The sequence below is a fragment of the Ensifer sp. ENS09 genome (assembly GCF_014852425.1).
GTDB lineage: Bacteria > Pseudomonadota > Alphaproteobacteria > Rhizobiales > Rhizobiaceae > Ensifer.
The window spans coordinates 784372-802194 of sequence record NZ_JACVBP010000002.1 but is presented as its reverse complement, the minus strand read 5'-3'; the positions used below and the strand labels follow the sequence as shown (position 1 = coordinate 802194).

Sequence of the window (17823 nt, the reverse complement as noted above, 5' to 3'; positions counted from 1 at the left end):
ATGAAACCCTCGCGCAAGCTTGGACGGGTATCTCCATCTCTATAGTGGGGCAGCGCGTGTGAATGCTGCCTTGATCTCATGATGAGACGGAAGAGACATGGCACAACAAGCAGCGCTGATCATCCCGAAAGTAGCTCCGAAGGGCCGGGACATCGGCTTCGCGCTCGGGATCGTGGCGATCCTGTCGATTCTCTTCCTGCCGATCCCGCCATTTCTGATCGACATGGGACTGGCCTTCTCGATCGCTTTTTCGGTGCTGATCCTGATGGTCTCGCTGTGGATCCAGCGCCCGCTCGAGTTCTCCTCGTTCCCGACCATCCTGCTGATCTCGACGATGGTGCGCCTGGCGCTGAACATCGCCACCACCCGCGTCATTCTTTCGCATGGTCATGAAGGCCACGGCGCTGCCGGCGGCGTCATCTCCGGTTTCGCCAGCCTTGTCATGTCCGGCGACTTCGTCATCGGTTTGATCGTCTTCCTGATCTTGATCACCGTAAACTTCATCGTCATCACCAAGGGTGCGACGCGTATCGCCGAAGTCGGCGCGCGCTTCACCCTCGATGCGATCCCCGGCAAGCAGATGTCGATCGACGCCGACCTGTCGGCCGGCCTGATCGACGAGAAGGAAGCGCAGCGCCGCCGGCGTGAACTCGAAGAGGAAAGCTCCTTCTACGGGGCCATGGACGGTGCGTCGAAGTTCGTGCGCGGCGACGCGATCGCCGGCCTGATCATCACCGCAATCAACATCTTCGGCGGCATCATCATCGGTTACCTGCGTCATGGCATGCAGATCAGCGAAGCGGCCGACGTTTTCGTCAAGCTGTCGGTCGGTGACGGCCTCGTCTCGCAGATCCCCGCCCTCATCGTCTCGCTCGCTGCCGGCCTTCTGGTATCGCGCGGCGGCACATCCGGCTCCACTGACCAAGCCGTCGTCGGCCAGCTCGGCGGCTACCCGAAGGCGCTGATGGTCGCCTCCGGTCTGATCATTCTTTTGGCCGTGGTTCCCGGTCTGCCGTTCCTGCCCTTCGCCGTGCTCGGCGGCGGCATGGCGTTCCTGAGCTGGCTCGTGCCGCGCCAGATCGAGGCTGCCAATGCCGCGCGTCGCGCCGAAGAGGCCGCCAAGGTCCAGCAGACCAAGGAAGGCGAGCAGGACTCCGTCAAGTCGGTGCTGAAGACCGCCGAGATCGAGCTCCTGCTCGGCAAGCAGGTCTCGACCCGCCTCCTCGGTGCGCACCAGGAACTCGCCTTCCGTGTCGGTAAGATGCGCCGCAAGTTCGCCGGTCAGTACGGCCTCGTCATCCCGGAAATCAAGGTTTCCGACGACATCAGCATTCCGGACAAGGCCTACCATATCCGCATTCACGGCACGACGATCGCGTCCAACACGGTGCGCGTCGGCGAAGTCCTGGTGGTCACCGGCGGCGGCCGCCGGCCGAGTGTTCCGGGCGACGAGATCCGCGAACCCGCCTTCGGGATGCCGGCGGTCTCGATCCTCGAAACCTTCACCGAGGACCTGAAGCGCGAAGGCTTCCATCCGATCGACAACGTCTCGGTGGTGCTGACGCATTTGAGCGAAGTGATCCGCAACAACCTGCCGCACCTGCTCTCCTATAAGGACGTCAAGGTGCTGATTGAGCGGCTCGATCCGGAATACCGCAAGCTCGCCGACGAAATCTGCACCTCGCACATGTCCTATTCCGGCCTGCAGGCGGTGCTGAAGCTGCTGCTGGCGGAGCGCGTCTCGATCCGCAACCTGCACCTGATCCTCGAAGCGGTCGCCGAACTCGCACCGCATGTGCGCAAGACCGAGCAGATCGTCGAACACGTGCGCGTACGCATGTCGCAGCAGTTGTGCGGCGACCTTGCCGACAACGGCATCCTGCGCGTGCTGCGCCTCGGCAACAAGTGGGACATGGTCTTCCACCAGGCGCTCAAGCGCGACGCCAAGGGCGAGGTTGTCGAGTTCGATATCGATCCGCGTCACCTCGAAGAGTTCAGCGAGCAGGCGACGAAAGTTATCCGTGAACATCTCGATCGCGGCATGCCCTTCGTACTGGTAAGTTCGCCCGAATCTCGTTCTTATGTGCGCATGATCATCGAGCGCCTCTTTGCCACCTTGCCCGTGCTCTCGCATGTCGAGCTTGCCAAGGGCCTTGAGATCAAGATCATCGGCTCCATTTCATGATCACCGACCCGGAGGGCACGGTGCTGGCGCTGTTTGCGGCTTTCTGCCGGATCGGCGGCTGCATCATGATCATGCCCGGGTTCTCCAGCGCACGCGTTCCGATGCAGGTGCGGCTGTTCATTGCAGTTGCGGTTTCCATGGCGATCCTGCCTGTCATGTGGACGGACATCTATCCGCAGGTGACCGGCAAGGGACACAGCTACATCTACCTGATCGCCGCCGAGACGGCGGTTGGCGCAGTCATGGGCCTTGTCGCCCGCTACTATGTCCTGGGACTGCAGTTCACTGGAACGGCGATCACCATGCTGATGGGCTTTGCTTCGCCGCCATCGTCGGACGTGATCGAAGATACGCCCGAAAACCAGGTGACCAGCTTGATCAGCTTCACCGGCCTGATGGTGCTGTTCATGCTGGACTTCCATCATGTGATGATCGAGGCAATCGTGCAATCCTATCGCGCCATGCCGATCGGCACGCCCTTCGATCCGCAAGGCGTGCTGATCACGCTCACGGATTCGCTGTCGCAGATCTTCATGATCATGTTGAGGCTCGCGAGCCCCTTCATCATCTATGGCCTGCTGTTCAATGTGGCGATCGGCATGGTGAACAAGCTGGCGCCACAGATCCCGATCTACTTCATCTCGCAGCCCTATTTGATCATGGGCGGCTTGTTCCTGCTCTATCTCGGTATCGCCGCAATGCTGCGCCTGTTCGGCGACGGTTTCGCGCTGGTCATGCAGGGAGGATAGCCGGATGAAAACCCGCTCGCAGAAACTCAAGCGGCTGGTCGCCGTCCAGCGCCATCTCGAACAGATGGCGGAGGCGGATTTCGTCGAGATGGTGCGGCAGCGCGAGGTCCTGGCCGAGACGATCGACGTCGTCGTCGATGCCATGGGCTCGGCGCACCCGATGCACCGCATGTTCTCCGGCCACTATTCCTCGCAGATCGGAAGGCTCGTGCAGAAGGACCAGATGCTGCACGGCATCCAGCAAACGCACGAGGCGCGCATGCTGAGAGAGCGCGCGAAAGCCGACCGGCTCGAGGAAAACATGAAGGAGGCCCGCCAGTCCGAGGACCGTGAAGAGGCCGACAATTCCATCTACGACCTGATCGATCAACACGTTACGGGCAACGCGCCAGCTTCCGGTAAGCTTGACGGGCGATAGTGCGTCATTCCCGGTTTGCTCCGATGGCGGAGCGAACCCGGGCCGACCAATGCCCAGGCTCGATTTTGAGAGGATTCGTCATGGCCATCTCTCCGCCCAGCGATCTGGTGATGGATGTCGTGCGCGCCGCCGACCCCGCCGAAGTGCAGGAAGCACAGGCGCGGTTGAAGGCCAACCGTGCCGCGTTCAAGGCGACGAGTCTCGCGGAAAACGGCAACGGCTTCGCCGCTGCCGTCAACGTTCTGAACCTGTCGCCCGATGGTTCGAGCGGCCTCGGCGACCTCAACAACCGCGTCGAACAGAAGAAGATTCCGGAAACCTATCGCAAGTTCGAGGCCATGGTGCTGCAGAACTTCGTGAAGTCGATGCTGCCGACCGAAAGCGAGAACGTCTTCGGCAAGGGCAACGCGGGTGACATCTGGAAGAGCATGATGGCCGAGCAGATCGGCGACGTGATCTCCAAGAGCGGTGGCATCGGCATTGCCGAGCAGCTCGCAGGTGCCGAAGGCACCGATCGGGTTCAGGCATCGCTCGACGGCAACAGCCGAAACCTCGCCGCAAGCCTCGTGCAGGAATACGAGCGCAAGACGCTGACCGGCTTCTCGACCGACAACGACAAGAACAAGCAAGCCTAGGGCGGGGTGAGGGAACTGCTTGCAGTTTTCCATCCGCATTCCGCTCTAATTCATAGGAATAGATCGCTTGAGAATCCGGTCGATCCGACCAGAAATCATCGCGATCCAATTGGGAGTTGATTCATGGAAGCCATGGCATCCAATGACGTCCGGATCCAGAACGTGCTCGGCCGCCTGGAAATGATCCTCGACAACGAGAACAGCCGGATCGGCGTCGACCCGGAATTCGATATCAAGACATCGAACGCCCACAAGAGCCGTTGCCTCTACGAACTGACGATGCTGCATCGTGACATGCTGCCGGGCGAAAACTCTTCGGCTTTCTCCTCGCATGCACTGCACCTGCGCGAGAAGCTGTCGGTCAATTCGCAGAAGGTCGAAGCCCATCTCGAAGCGGTTCGCGCCGTCGTCGACCTCCTGAAGACCGCCGCCCAGGATGCCGATGCGGACGGCATCTATTCCGAAGCGCAGTTCCGCTATAGCGATTTCTGATGCTGAAGCTCGTTTTCACCGGGATCTGGGTCTGCGCGGTCACGCTCGGATCGGTCTATTTCTCGATGCAAAGCGCCTCCGCGCCCGTCGTCGCTGACGGCGAGGCCGCCCGGCGTGCAGCGGAGCAATATGTTCCCGGTGAGATGATCACCATCCCGGTCATCCGGGATGGTTCGGTTCAGGGCTATTTCCTGACCAAGCTTTCCTTCTCCGCCACCAAGGAGGGGATCAACAACCTTCGCGCGCCGCTGCGTCAGATGGTTACCGATGAGCTTTACGATTTGCTCGTCGGCTCGAAATTCATCGACATCGCCGACACCGGCACGTTCGACCTGCCGACGTTCAAGACGACGGTCAAGGACGGCCTGAACAAGAAGCTCGGCGGAGAGGTGATTACCGAGGTGCTCGTCGAGCAGCTCGAATATCTGACCAAGGAAGACGTCAAGCGCGTTGCCAACAGCCAGAACGTACCGCTGCAAAAGCCGGTCCCGATCGTTGACAAGAACGGCAATGTCGCCGATGACAAGTTGCCGGAAGGCGCCGTCAAGGCAAGCAGCTCGCACTGACGAGAGCAAAGAACGTCCGGCCGGGTTCCGCTCGGCCGCTTGCCATCGGCAAGACGGTTTCCGTCGTCAGTTCTTTTCCGGGGTGCGGTACTGCTCGTTGACGAGGCCGAACTCCGCCATCAGCCGGCCGATCGCCACATAGAAGTGGTATAATCCCGCCGCGGCAAGCCCGCTCTTGTTCCACAGTTCCAGCCCACGCGGGATCGATGCGCCAAGCAGCGCCAGCGATTTGCCGAAGGTCCTGAGCCGGCCCCTGAAGCTCGGGTCTCGCCGATGTTCGAGCATCGTCGAGATGGCGCCGTTCCTGAGGCTGCGCGCCCTGATCCAGGATGCGCTGGTGCGGCGGGCTGGAACCGTCTCGGCAACCCAGGCATCGGCCGCCCAGGAAAACGAAAACCCTTTTGCCTTGCAGCGGCTGTAGAAATCCGCATCGCCGCCGCCGATAAAGTTGAAGGCGGGATCCAGGAAAGGTTGCGGCATTGCGTCCAGCACCCCGCGCGTGACGAGCACGTTGCCGGAGGAATAGAGAATGGGAACCGGCCCGGTCGTATCATAATGGGGCGTGAAGACCGGATGGCGTTTCCACTTCTGCCCGCCATCGCCTTCGAAAACCGGAAGCTGAGGGCCGCCGACCATATCGGCGCCGGTCGTTTCCTGTGCCGCGATGAGGCAATCGAGCCATTCGGGCGCCGCCACTTCGTCGTCGTCGATGATCGCGATCGCCTTGAGGTTCGGATAGGTCGCGAGCGCCGTCGCCCAGCCGGCATTGTAGGCGTAGCAGTTTCCGCGCTGGTGCGCGACGATCACGACCGATTCCGAAGGATGCCCGAGGAAGAAGTCCTTGGCCGCCGCAGCCCCGGCCAGCCCGTCGGCATCGTTTTCCACGACGACAGTGGCGAAGGAGAGGTCAGGCCTTTGGGAAACAATGGTTTTTAGCGTCTTGACGACATGCTCCGGCCGACGGAACGTCGGCAGCACGACGACGAGTTCGATGTCGCCGGCGTCTTCCAGCTCTGTCCGGAAGTAGACGGAAATGTCCTGGCCGGTCGTCGTCATGGCGAAACCTGTAAAAGCAAAATTGCGTCGCAATACAGCAAATCTTCCTAAACAGATGCTGAACCCTGGCGGCAGTTTTTGAAAGGGGTCTTTAAGCGCTCCTTCATCCCATGCTGCTAATGAAGGCCGCAGTTCCATTCATGACGCGTGGCAAAATGCATCTGGTCCTGGTCTCTTCGCTCGTTCCCGTCGCCAATCCGGCGTCCGGTTTCGACATTGCCAACCGGGCTGTGCTAGACGGTCTGCGCGCGCTCGGTCATCGCGTCAGTGTCATCGGTTTTCTTCAGCCGGGACGCGTGCCGGCACCCGATTGCGACATGCATCTGCTTGGCGAACTGGAAGTCACCAATGCCAAGGTGGGAACGCTGCAGAAGCTGAGCTGGCTCGCGACCGCCTTCCTCAACCGCACAACCGTCTCATCCGGCAAGATGCTGGTGGTGTCGGCGAGCCGGGTCCAGTCGATCCTCGAGAGCCTCGCTCCGTTCGACGGTCTCGTGCTCAACTCGGTACAACTGCCGGCCGCTTTCCAGCAGGTCTTCCGCCCCTATCCGTCGATCTATGTCGCGCACAATGTCGAGGCGGATTCTGCCTTTGAGAATGCCGAGCGGGCCAAGGGTACGGTCGAACGGTTTCTTTTCCGGCGCGAGGCGCAGTATCTCGAACGCTACGAGCAGCAACTGGCGCAAAATGCCGTGGCCGTCTGGACGTTTGCGGAGGCCGACCGCTTCGGCTTCGGCCGCGCCGTCAGCGACCGGGCCTTCGTGCTGCCGCTGGTCACCGGGTGGGACGCGGCCGCGGCATCGGAAGGAACAGCCGAACTCCAACAGGACCTTGGCTTGATCGGGACCTGGAGCTGGCGGCCGAACCGATTGGGGCTCGACTGGTTTCTCGCCGAGGTCGTACCGCATCTGCCGCAGGATCTTTCGATTGCTATTGCCGGCCAGATGGATGGCACCCCGGCGGTTTCCCATCCCGGCGTCCGCTTCGTCGGACGGGTGCCGGATGCACGCGCCTTCGTCACGGAAAGTGCGGTCATACCGCTCGTCAGCCGGGGCGGTACGGGCGTCCAGCTGAAGAGCATCGAGTCCTTCGAACTCGGCATGCCATCCGTGGCAACACAGGCGTCGCTGCGCGGCATCGAGGCGCTCCCTGAGAATTGCGCCGCGGCCGAAGATCCGGCTGAGTTTGCACGCCTGTTGGTCGACAAGGTCACCCGGGCGCGCGGCGGCGACCGCCAGCGCCTTGACGGTTCGGTCTTCCATCGCGCCCAGAAGGCGAAGCTGATGCGGGTCATGCGCAACGTGCTGGCCGGCCTTACCCCCAGTGCCGCGGCCGAAACACCTTCGGTACCGCCCGACCTGAAGGTCCATGACGGGGGGCGGTCGTGACCAAGACGACCGCCGGCGCGAACGCCGCCCTGTCCAGGCGCCTCATTCTGGGCATGCCGGTGATCGATTTCGACTGGGAGAGTGCCTTTGCCTTTGCGGCCGACGCGTTGTCGCGCCCAGGCGGGCAAACGACGCTCGCCTTCCTCAATGCCAACAATGCCAATCTGATGATGCGCGACGGCGCGTACCGCGAGGTCCTCGGCCGCCAGGTCGTGCTTCCCGACGGTCACGGCGTCGATATCGCTTCCTATCTCTTCTACGGCAGCATGTTCCCCGCCAATCTCAACGGCACTGATTTCGTGCCGGCGCTGCTGACCTTCATCGACCGGCCGCTGCGCGTCGCGATGATCGGCGCCCGCGGGAAAGTGCTGACGCGCGCGGCCGAGAACTTTCGCAGGCATGCGCCATGGCACGAGTTCATTCCCGTTTCCGACGGGTTCTTCGATCGTGACCGCTCCGAAGAGGTGCTTGCCGATGTCCGGGCGCTGAATGCCGATATCCTGCTGGTGGCGATGGGAAGCCCCGGCCAGGAAAAATGGGTCGATGCCTATGTGGGGCCACAGGACGCCCGGCTGGTCATCACCGTCGGCGCGCTCTTCGATTTTGTCGCCGAAGCGTTTCCGCGGGCGCCGAAGTTCCTGCGTCGGATGCGGCTGGAATGGTTCTTCCGCCTGGCGGTCGAGCCGCGGCGCATGTGGCGTCGCTACATTCTCGGAAACCCGCTTTTCCTGTTTCACGTCCTCTGGCACAAGCTGTCGGGGCGGGCGCGGGACAGCGTCGCCGACACCAGCCTTCGGACGGGAACATCGTGAACGGTCAGACCATGCGCACAGCCATTGTCACAGCGTCCTACGCCAATGACTTCGAGCGCTGCCGGCTGATGTGCGAAAGCATGGATCGCAAGCTTGAGGGCGATTGGAGGCACTATCTGCTGGTTGCCGATTTCGACGTGAAGCTCTTCCGGCAACTGGAGGGCTCCAGGCGCCAGGTGATCAGCGAACGCGATCTCCTGCCCTGGTGGTTGCATCCCGTCACCGACCCGCTGTCGGGCGGCCGCCGGAAGCTGTGGCTCAGCCCGTTCGGCCTGCCGCTGCGTGGCTGGCATGCCCAGCAGCTTCGCCGCCTGGCGCTCGCGCGCCATATCGATGAGGCGGCCATGTTTGCCGTCGATTCCGATGTCGTCTTCATGCGTGCCTTCGATCCCGCCAGCCTCTGGCAGAAAGAACGGCTGACGCTCTACCGCAAGGACGGGGCGATCAACGCGCATATGCGCTCCAACCACCTCGAATGGCTCGCCCATTCCGATCGGCTTCTCGGGATCGGCCCCTACACGCTGCCGGCCAACGACTATATCAACACGCTGATCGCGTGGCGCACCGATACCAGCCGCAAGCTGCTCGAACATATCGAGGCGCTGCACGGCCGGAACTGGGTGAGGGCGATGACCCGTACCCGCGCCTTCTCCGAATGCACGATCTATGGCCGCTTCGTCGACGAGGTGCTCGGCGGGGAAGGACACGTTCCCTCCGATGCCGCGCTCTGCCATGTGCTCTGGTTCGAAGACAGCTATCGCCAGGATCTCACCGGTCTCAGGGCGTTCTTGAAGGATATGGCGCCGCATCAGATCGGCATCGGCGTTCAGTCCTTTGTTGGCCACGATCTCGACGATATTCGCCGGGCGGTGTTCGAACTCGCGGCCTGACGCACCTGCTTAGATAACTCGATCGGTTGGTTTCCTGAGCGCCGAATAGGTCAGTCCGAACGACAGCGCGTAGAGGACCAGGAAGATCCCGTTGAGTGCCGGCGCCCATGTCGCGACATCGGTCGTCGTCTGCAGCAACAGCACCAGCAATCCCACCTTGACGATGCCGGCAATCAACAGGTTCAGCATGCGCCGCACCGTGCGGCCGGTCGCGTAGAGCAGTTCGGAATGATACTCGATCAGGTTGCGGAACGAGGGCACGAGCAGGATCATCGCGACGATCGGCGCGGCCGCCGACACATTGCGTCCGAGGCCATCGGGAAAGACCCACAGATAGAATGCCATGGCCGCGATGGCGGCAAAGGACGCAAGCGCCACCAGGAGTTCGATCGAAAGCCGGACACCCCAGCGGGCAATCGCCTCGGGTGTTCGCATGATACGCTGAACGAGCAAGGTGTTGAACGACCGCACCGGCAGCGCCGTCAGGTCCGCCAGCCGCATCAGGATGGCATAGAGACCGGAGACTGCCGGACCGCCGATCGCAAGTACCGCAATCTTGTCGAACTCCGACTGGATGTAGAAGAGCACCTCGGCGCCGGCAACCGACACGGAATCCGCCCAGCGCCGGAAGTAGAGCCGGGGCTGCCAGCGCAGCCGCACAGGCGGATAGAACCAGAAAAGAGCCACCAACAGGCCGAGCGCATTCGCAAGCAGATAGAGGTAGGACCAGGCCTCGAGCGTTTTCCAGGGGAGCAACGCAAGGAGCAGGGCCGCGCCAGTGCGGATCGCCGTTCCGATCACCACGAGCAAGGCGCCGCGCCCGAAGCGTCCGAGGCCGTTCAGCACGATGACGGCGGTCTCCAGCCCGCGCCAGCAGAGGATTTCGGCCATCATGAAGGCAGCAAAGGTGCCGGCCGCCATGTCGCGGGAAAAGAGGGCGAGGAAGGTGACCGCGCCGATTACTGCGATCAACGGCAGCGACAGGAAGGCGCCGACCAGGAAGCCGGCGCTATAGGTGCCGACCAGCAGCGGCTTGACGGTCGCGACCCGATAGAGCGGCGACATGAAGCCGAAGGCGAGCACGCGCGATATCATGATGCCGGCGGCGGACGCGGTTGCGAACAACCCGAAGTCGGCGATGGCGAGCGTGTTGGCAACGGCGATGAAATAGACGAGCGACAGCACGAGCCGGCCCGCCGAACCTCCGGTCATCGAGAGGTAAGCGTGGATGAGCGCCCGGTGGCGGAGATAAAGCGCTTTGACGCGATGAGGCACGGCCGACATTCCAGTAGCGCGTCTCCGGTTCGATGCCGATGGAAGCGCTCTATCTCCTTGATATCTCGCAGTTCCAAGGGCAAGGCTGGCAAAGCGCCGCCTAGAATTGCGCTCGTCCTTCCGTCATAGACGGGAAAGCTTAATAAGGCGTGAGATCACGCCCCCTCGCATCCTCGTTTCCGTTAAAGTTAACGATTTGTTTTCCATGTTTCCTTAGGTTGGCTTCACTATTCGGAATTCGCCGTTTCGGCAGCCGCGGGATCAGTCATGTTCAACATCGACGACGAGAAACGCCCGGTTCCGCGTGCATCGTTGCTCGATTTTGCAGCAGAGCACACGCGCGATCCCGCGCGTGTGCGCGACAGGCGCACCGACGACGCGTCGGGTGAGGGTTCGTCCTTGCTTGGTCGCCCGTCCGGCTCCGGTGGATCAACCAATCACGCAGCGGCGCCGGATAAAAACCGCGCGAAAGGTCGGCAGGCGCGCGGCGAAACGGCACGGGCTTCAGGCAAGTCCCCGGTTGCCCGCAGCCAAGGACGCCTCGGCGGCATGCGTGACAAGTTTGCGCGCTGGCTGGTCGATCGTCCGCCCGAGGGTGCTGTGCCGACGGTGGCTGCCGACCGGCAAGCGGCAGGCGACCGCCCGCTCGTTGATATCAAGACCGTGGTTCGCGCGGTCTGGCAGCTTCGCAAGATCATACTCGCGACCACGGCGCTCGGCGCCGTCGGTGGCGTTCTGCTGGCGCTGTCAACGCCGAGCACCTTCGTCTCCGAAAGCAAACTCTATGTCGATCCGCGCGAAGTGCGGCTGACGGATTCCGATCTGTCGAAACAATCGCTGGCAACCGAAGGCATTCTCGCCATCGTCGACAGCCAACTCGAAGTGTTGCGCTCGCGAACGGTCATGGAAAAGGTCGCAGCCAGTCTCGAACTGGAAAAGGATGCAGAGTTCGCCGGCAGGATGGCCGGTGGCGATGCGTCCGCGCGCGTCCTGAAGAATTTGGGAGAGGCCATTCAGGTCTGGCGCGATCCGAAAACCTTCATCGTCACTGTCGAGGCAAAGACCAGGGACCCCGAGAAGTCGGCCCTGATCGCCAACCGGCTGGTGGAGACCTTCCTCGGTGAGGAGACGGCTGCGCAGTCGGGCTTCTTCCAGAAGACCACCGTTGCACTCGACGCGCGCATCAAGGAACTGAAGGCCGAGCTCGATGCAGCCGAAAAGGCGGTTGAGGACTACAAGGCGGCGAACGATATCGTCGGCGCCGGCGGTGAGCTGATCGCCGACAAGCAGCTCCTCAGCCTCAGCGACCAGGTCGCTGCGGCGCGCAACCGCATCGCCGAAGCAAAAGCCAAGGCCGATGCCTCCGGCAAGGTGCAGCTCAACGATGTCCTGACCGGCGCCTATCCCGAGGAAATCAGCTCGCTGGCACTCTCCGAACTGCGCAAGCAATATGCGGCGACCAAGGCGCAGCTGAGCGCGCTTGACGCGAGCCTCGGTCCGCGCCACCCGCAACGCATTGCCGTTCAGCAGGCGCTCGAGGCGTCGCGCTCCGAGATCGCCAACGAGTTGCGCCGCATCGCGGCCGCGGCCGGGACCGAACTCGACCGCGCCCAGCGAACGGAACAGGATCTGGTGCAGCAGCTTGCCGTGCAGAAGGCGCGGCAGATCGATTCCTCGGCCGAATTCGTCGAGCTGCGCGAACTGCAGCGGAAGGCGGCGGCAACCCGCGAAATCTACGAATCCTTCCTGAAGCGCGCCGGCGAAACGCGCGAAGAGGAAAAGCTGACCGCAAAGAACATCCGGGTGATCTCCAAGGCCGAGCCGGCGCTGCAGGCAAAGGGGCCCTCCCGCAAGATCATCGTGATTGCCGCCACCATGGCGGGTTTCTTTGCCGGCCTCGGCCTCGGTGTGCTGCTCGGCATCTATCGCAGCCTGAACGGATTGTTCCCCGCGGCCCGAGAGGTCGAGGACGACCCGGCGCCCGAGCCGCCGGAACCCGATGGCGGCCCCGAGCCCACACGGCGCTCGCAGCCGCAGCCCGATCCGGCTTCGGCCAAGCTCGAACTGCCGCCGCAGTTCAGCCCGGCCGCGCACCACGCGCAGTCGCTGAACGCTGCCTATGCCGTCGCTCGCCGCAGCGCGACGGCAGGTCCGGCTGCGGCCGAACCGATGCCGCAGACCGTAGACGAGGATGACGCCGACATCGCCAAGGTCCAGGAAGGCCTTCGCGCGCTCAGGTCCCGGGTCGAGCACTATTCCCGCCAGAAGCTCGCGCGCCGTTGATACCACGGGAAGGCGGAGAGCATGCTCCGCTCGCCTTGCATCGTGTGAGGCTGAGACCTCAAGTCTTTCGACGAAACCACGTCCACCTCTCAGTCTTGAGAGGAAATATCGTCGAGGCGCCCGAAACGGCAGCCAACCGCGCCGCCGCCTCTTGCATTTATGCGTTTGGGACAGCATAGGGCGCGTTGAGGCCATCGCCTTTTCTGAGGCGAACTAGAGTATGCCGCGTGAACAGGAAGCCAGGAGGAACATGCCGTGACGACTGTGATTGATGGCAAGAAGGTCGCCGCTTCGGTGATCGAAAGCGTGAAGGCCGCGACCCGTGCGCTCGAAACGGATGCCGGCGTTCGTGCAGGTCTCGCCGTCGTGATCGTCGGCGACGATCCGGCAAGCCACGCCTATGTTTCTTCCAAGAGCAAGATGGCCAAGGAATGCGGCTTCCTGTCGGTCCAGCATACCTTGGCCGAGGCAACCACCCAGGAAGAGCTCGCGGCACTCGTCGCTAAGCTCAACGCCGATCCCTCCATCCACGGCATTCTCGTGCAGCTGCCGCTGCCGAAACATCTGAATTCCGAGCCGATCATCCAGTCGATCCTGCCGGAAAAGGACGTCGACGGCCTGCACGTCGTCAATGCCGGCAAGCTCGCGACCGGCGATCTCGAAGGCGGTCTCGTCTCCTGCACGCCTGCCGGCGCCATGGTCTTCGTGCGCCAGATCCATGGCGACGATCTCTCCGGCCTGAATGCCGTTGTCATCGGCCGTTCGAACCTGTTCGGCAAGCCGATGTCGGCGCTGCTGCTCGCCGCCAACGCGACGGTCACGACCGCACACTCGCGCACCAAGGACTTGGCCGCCGTCTGCCGCAACGCCGATATTCTCGTTGCCGCCGTCGGCCGCCCGGAGATGGTGAAAGCCGATTGGGTAAAACCGGGCGCGACGGTCATCGACGTCGGCATCAACCGCGTACCGGCGCCCGAGAAGGGCGAGGGCAAGTCCAAGCTCGTCGGCGACGTCGCCTTTGCGGAAGCCGCCGAGGTTGCAGGCGTGATCACGCCGGTGCCGGGTGGCGTCGGGCCGATGACCATCGCCATGCTGATGGCCAACACCGTGATTGCCGCCTATCGCAAGGCCGGCCGCAAGCCGCCGCGCTTCTGATCCCGGGTCACATGGGATGACGAGACGCGTCGCGATTGCGGCGCGTTTTCATTTTTGCGGGGCCGGTCCCGTCGAGGCGCGCACGATTAGTTCGGCGCGCCAAAGTTCCTGATCCGGATAGTCGCCGCGCTTCAGGATGCCGCCGATCAGTCGTGTGGCGATTCGGGCGCCGGCGGCCCGGAGCGACGAGCGCGTCGTCGTCAGCGGGATGCTGAAATTCTCGGGCTTCAGCATCGGGAGCACGTCGTCATGGGCGATCAGCGAAATGTCTTCGCCGATTTTCAATCCCGCCTGGTTGATCGCCCGGACTGCGCCAAGCGCCAGCACCGTACTTGAACAGAGCACCGCCGTCGGCGGCTGCGCATTCTGCAGGAAGGGCTGCATGCTGCGATAGCCGTGCTCGTCGGTCATCAGCGAATGCTGGACAAGCGCCTCGTCGAGCGAAAGGCCGTGTTCGGCAAGCGCCCGCAGCATGCCCTTTTTCCGGCGAATGGAAAAAGCCAGATATTCCGGGCCGTTGATCAGCGCGATCCGCTGGTGTCCGAGCTGTATGAGCAGCCGCGTCGCGTCGTAGAAGGCGCTCGTATTGTCGATGTCGAGGAATGGGTAGTCGCGGCTTTCGCCGATCGACCGGCCATGGACCACGAACGGGATCGACAGCGATTTCAGCATGGCGATGCGTGGATCGTTGGCACGCATATAGGCGAGGAACAGCGCATCGACATTGCCGCTTGCCGCCAGGCGCCGGAAGGTTACTTCCTCGTCCTCCGGCGCGCTCGGATTGAGCACGAAGTGGAAGTCGTGCTTGACCGCCTCTTCCGCCAGCCCCGCCAGGAACTCGCCGAAATGCACGTCGGAATCTATGCCGGGCGCGATCGGCATGACCATGCCGATCGAATAGGCCTTGCCCGTGGCAAGCCGCTGGGCGGCGCGGTTCGGCCGGTAGCCGGTTTCGCGTACGGCCTCAAGCACGCGCTGGCGGGTCTCGGCATTGACTTCCGGATAGCCGTTCAAAGCCCGACTGACCGTCGTCTGTGACAGGCCGAGCAGTTCCGCAAGTTGCTTGAGATTGACCGCCATGGTCAGGAATCCTCCCAAAGCGCTTTGGATATCCCTATGATTTTTAGTATTTGGTCCCAGCGCCCAAGGTTGGTGTAGCATCCGTTTTTCGAGCAACAAAGCGGAATTCAACCATGGCGCGGTGCAAAACGATACCGCAGAGCACAAAAATGTCGCCGCTAGAGCAGGTTCCGGGAAAGCTCTTGACTCCTTTAGTGTCGCAATGGTTTGTTAGCGAACTCAAAGCGCTTTGAATTTTTGCGCATTGACGTCTGCCCGGGGGGATCCGGGTTCATCTTGGGAGGAGAAAGACGTGAAGAGATCATTGCTGTTGGGCGTGGCCGCCTTTGCCCTGATTGCGGGTGCAGCCGGCGCCGCCGACCTCAAGTTCAAGCCGGGCGAAGATAGCAAGTTCAACTGGGCGAGCTTTGAGGAATTCAAGAAGGGCCACGACCTCAAGGGCCAGACGCTGACGATCTTCGGCCCCTGGCGCGGTGAGGACGAGGCGCTGTTCAAGAGCGTCTATGCCTACTTCACCGAAGCGACGGGCGCCGAGATCAAGTACTCCTCGTCCGAAAACTACGAACAACAGATCGTCATCGATACCCAGGCCGGAAGCCCCTCCGAAGTCTCCATCCTGCCGCAGCCGGGTCTGATCGCCGATCTCGCCTCCAAGGGCTATTTGACGCCGCTCGGCGACGACACCCAGAAGTGGCTGCTCGACAATTACGCCGCCGGCCAGTCCTGGGTCGATCTGTCGACCTACAAGGGCAAGGACGGCAATGCCGCGCTCTATGCGTTTCCCTACAAGATCGACGTAAAGTCGCTCGTCTGGTACTCGCCCGAGAACTTCGAAGACGCCGGCTACGAAGTGCCGAAGACCATGGAAGAACTGAAGGCGCTGACTGAGAAGATCGCCGCTGACGGCGGCAAGCCGTGGTGCATCGGCCTCGGCTCGGGCGGCGCGACCGGCTGGCCGGCGACCGACTGGGTCGAGGACATGATGCTGCGCACCCAGCCGGCCGATGTCTACGACAAGTGGGTCAAGAACGAGATCCCGTTCACCGATCCGGCCGTCGTCGGCGCGATCGACGAGTTCGGCTGGTTTGCGAAGAACGACAAGTTCGTCGATGGCGGCGCTGCAGCCGTTGCTTCCACCGACTTCCGCGACAGCCCGAAGGGCCTCTTCGCCTCGCCGCCGAAGTGCTACCTGCACCACCAGGCGTCGTTCATCCCGTCCTTCTTCCCTGAGGGCACCAAGATCGGCGAAGATGCCGACTTCTTCTACATGCCGCCCTACGAGAGCAAGAAGGAACTCGGCAATCCGGTGCTCGGCGCCGGCACGCTGGCGATGATCACCAAGGATTCGCCGGCCGCCCGCGCCTTCATCGAATTCCTGAAGACGCCGATCGCGCATGAAGTCTGGATGGCGCAGACGAGCTTCCTGACACCTTACAAGAGCGTCAACGTCGACACCTACGGCAACCCGCCGCTGAAGAAGCAGGGCGAGATCCTGCTGAACGCCACCACCTTCCGCTTTGACGGTTCCGACCTGATGCCGGGCAAGATCGGTGCAGGCGCGTTCTGGACCGGCATGGTCGATTTCGTTGGCGGCAAGTCGTCGGCTGACGTTGCCGACGGCGTTCAGAAGGCCTGGGACGCCATCAAGTAACACCGGATGACGGGCGGCAGAGATGCCGCCCGTTGCCGATGCGGGTTCGCTGCCAGGAGAGGACGGAGATGCGAAATCAGCTTTCCGTTCCCGGGAGAGGTGGGGCACCCCAATGAGAACGGCGACAATCGCCAGCCCTGCACGCGACCGTGCACCGAGGGGGAGGGACATGTCATGTTGTTTCAGCTTCTAATAGCTGCAGGGTTCATGTTGGGCGGGGTGATTGGCTGCGCCGCCTACTTCTGGGGAACCAGCTTCATTCTCGACCTGATCTTCCCGTCGAAAGGGAAATCCGGCGCCGTCGCCTCGAGAAACCTGCGCATCACCAACGCCATCCGACCATGGCTGTTCCTGGGCCCGGCGCTGTTCGCGCTGACGATCTACCTTATCTATCCGGTCTTCATGTCGCTCTGGTACAGCGTTCATGATCGCGCCGGCCAGAACTTCGTCGGCTTCAGCAATTATGTCTGGATGGTCAACGACGGCGAGTTCCGCCAATCGATCTACAACAACTTCCTCTGGCTGTTGGTGGTCCCGGCGCTGGCGACGTTCTTCGGCCTGATCATTGCCGCGCTCACCGATCGCATCTGGTGGGGCAATATCGCCAAGACCTTGGTCTTCATGCCGATGGCGATCTCGTTTGTCGGCGCCGCGGTCATCTGGAAGTTCATCTACGATTTTCGCCCCGAGGGTGCCGAACAGATCGGTCTGCTGAACGGCATCGTCGTTGCCTTCGGCGGCGACCCGCAGGCCTGGATCACGCTGCCCTTCTGGAACAACTTCTTCCTGATGGCGATCCTCGTCTGGATCCAGACCGGTTTTGCCATGGTCATCCTGTCGGCCGCCCTTCGCGGCATCCCGGAGGAAACGATCGAGGCGGCCGTCATCGACGGCGCCAATGGCTGGCAGATCTTCTTCAAGATCATGGTGCCACAGATCTGGGGCACGATCGCCGTGGTCTGGACGACCATCACCATCCTGGTGCTGAAGGTCTTCGATATCGTTCTCGCAATGACCAACGGCCAGTGGCAGAGCCAGGTGCTTGCCAACCTCATGTTCGACTGGATGTTCCGCGGCGGCGGCGACTTCGGTCGAGGGGCGGCGATCGCCGTCGTCATCATGATCCTCGTCATTCCGATCATGGTCTGGAACATCCGCAATGCGGCCAAGGAAATGAAGGGGCACTGA

At 62.4% G+C, this 17823-nt stretch carries 16 protein-coding genes; 13 read left to right on the top strand and 3 right to left on the bottom strand.

The window, feature by feature from the left end; translation table 11 throughout:
- The first annotated feature begins 97 nt into the window (after positions 1-97).
- The 6 genes from flhA (at position 98) to IB267_RS11980 (ending at position 5045) form a co-directional block, all read left to right on the top strand.
- A complete protein-coding gene (gene flhA / locus IB267_RS12005; RefSeq protein WP_192447834.1) occupies positions 98-2185 on the top strand; it encodes a flagellar biosynthesis protein FlhA in 2088 nt (695 codons plus the stop codon).
- Positions 2182-2934, top strand: a complete 753-nt coding sequence (gene fliR / locus IB267_RS12000) for a flagellar biosynthetic protein FliR (protein ID WP_043624952.1) — start codon at positions 2182-2184, stop codon at positions 2932-2934. The genes flhA and fliR overlap by 4 nt, the downstream gene beginning before the upstream one ends.
- A gap of 4 nt (positions 2935-2938) precedes the next feature.
- Positions 2939-3352 (top strand): hypothetical protein, encoded by a 414-nt coding sequence (locus IB267_RS11995; protein ID WP_192447833.1) that lies wholly within the window; start codon positions 2939-2941, stop codon positions 3350-3352.
- Between the two features lie 80 nt (positions 3353-3432).
- A complete protein-coding gene (locus tag IB267_RS11990; protein ID WP_192447831.1) occupies positions 3433-3987 on the top strand; it encodes a rod-binding protein in 555 nt (184 codons plus the stop codon).
- Between the two features lie 123 nt (positions 3988-4110).
- Entirely contained in the window at positions 4111-4479 is a 369-nt protein-coding gene (locus IB267_RS11985) for a hypothetical protein (protein WP_043624961.1), read from the top strand.
- Positions 4479-5045, top strand: a complete 567-nt coding sequence (locus IB267_RS11980) for a hypothetical protein (RefSeq protein WP_192447829.1) — start codon at positions 4479-4481, stop codon at positions 5043-5045. The genes IB267_RS11985 and IB267_RS11980 overlap by 1 nt, the downstream gene beginning before the upstream one ends.
- Positions 5046-5111: 66 nt before the next feature.
- Here IB267_RS11980 and IB267_RS11975 read toward each other — a convergent pair whose 3' ends face one another.
- On the bottom strand, positions 5112-6101 hold the full coding sequence (locus IB267_RS11975) for a glycosyltransferase family 2 protein (protein ID WP_192447827.1): 990 nt from the start codon (positions 6099-6101) through the stop codon (positions 5112-5114).
- Between the two features lie 140 nt (positions 6102-6241).
- Here IB267_RS11975 and IB267_RS11970 point away from each other — a divergent pair, with 140 nt between their 5' ends.
- Genes IB267_RS11970 through IB267_RS11960 form a run of 3 tightly spaced genes read left to right on the top strand, consistent with a single transcriptional unit; the run spans position 6242 to position 9191 of the window.
- Entirely contained in the window at positions 6242-7489 is a 1248-nt protein-coding gene (locus IB267_RS11970; RefSeq protein WP_246810616.1) for a glycosyltransferase family 4 protein, read from the top strand.
- Positions 7486-8301 carry a WecB/TagA/CpsF family glycosyltransferase gene (locus tag IB267_RS11965; protein ID WP_371742529.1) on the top strand — a complete coding sequence of 272 codons (816 nt, stop codon included), beginning with the start codon at positions 7486-7488 and terminating at the stop codon, positions 8299-8301. The genes IB267_RS11970 and IB267_RS11965 overlap by 4 nt, the downstream gene beginning before the upstream one ends.
- Before the next feature lie 11 nt (positions 8302-8312).
- Entirely contained in the window at positions 8313-9191 is an 879-nt protein-coding gene (locus IB267_RS11960; protein WP_192447826.1) for a DUF6492 family protein, read from the top strand.
- Between the two features lie 9 nt (positions 9192-9200).
- On the opposite strand, the gene IB267_RS11955 is transcribed toward IB267_RS11960, so the two are convergent.
- Positions 9201-10475 (bottom strand): lipopolysaccharide biosynthesis protein, encoded by a 1275-nt coding sequence (locus IB267_RS11955; protein WP_192447824.1) that lies wholly within the window; start codon positions 10473-10475, stop codon positions 9201-9203.
- A gap of 258 nt (positions 10476-10733) precedes the next feature.
- Between IB267_RS11955 and IB267_RS11950 the strand changes: the two genes are divergently transcribed.
- The gene (locus IB267_RS11950) at positions 10734-12749 is read left to right on the top strand and encodes a GumC family protein (protein ID WP_192447823.1); all 2016 of its coding nucleotides are present in this window, start codon (positions 10734-10736) and stop codon (positions 12747-12749) included.
- Between the two features lie 255 nt (positions 12750-13004).
- Positions 13005-13904, top strand: a complete 900-nt coding sequence (gene folD, locus IB267_RS11945; protein WP_192447821.1) for a bifunctional methylenetetrahydrofolate dehydrogenase/methenyltetrahydrofolate cyclohydrolase FolD — start codon at positions 13005-13007, stop codon at positions 13902-13904.
- Between the two features lie 48 nt (positions 13905-13952).
- Here the strand turns inward: folD and IB267_RS11940 are convergent, their stop codons facing one another.
- Positions 13953-14984, bottom strand: coding sequence for a LacI family DNA-binding transcriptional regulator (locus IB267_RS11940; RefSeq protein ID WP_192447819.1), 1032 nt, complete (start codon positions 14982-14984; stop codon positions 13953-13955).
- 292 nt (positions 14985-15276) lie between these two features.
- On the opposite strand from IB267_RS11940, the gene IB267_RS11935 reads away from it, so the two are divergent.
- On the top strand, positions 15277-16635 hold the full coding sequence (locus IB267_RS11935; RefSeq protein WP_192447817.1) for an ABC transporter substrate-binding protein: 1359 nt from the start codon (positions 15277-15279) through the stop codon (positions 16633-16635).
- Positions 16636-16809: 174 nt separating this feature from the next.
- Complete coding sequence (locus IB267_RS11930) at positions 16810-17823, top strand: carbohydrate ABC transporter permease (RefSeq protein ID WP_113554013.1); 1014 nt, start codon at positions 16810-16812, stop codon at positions 17821-17823.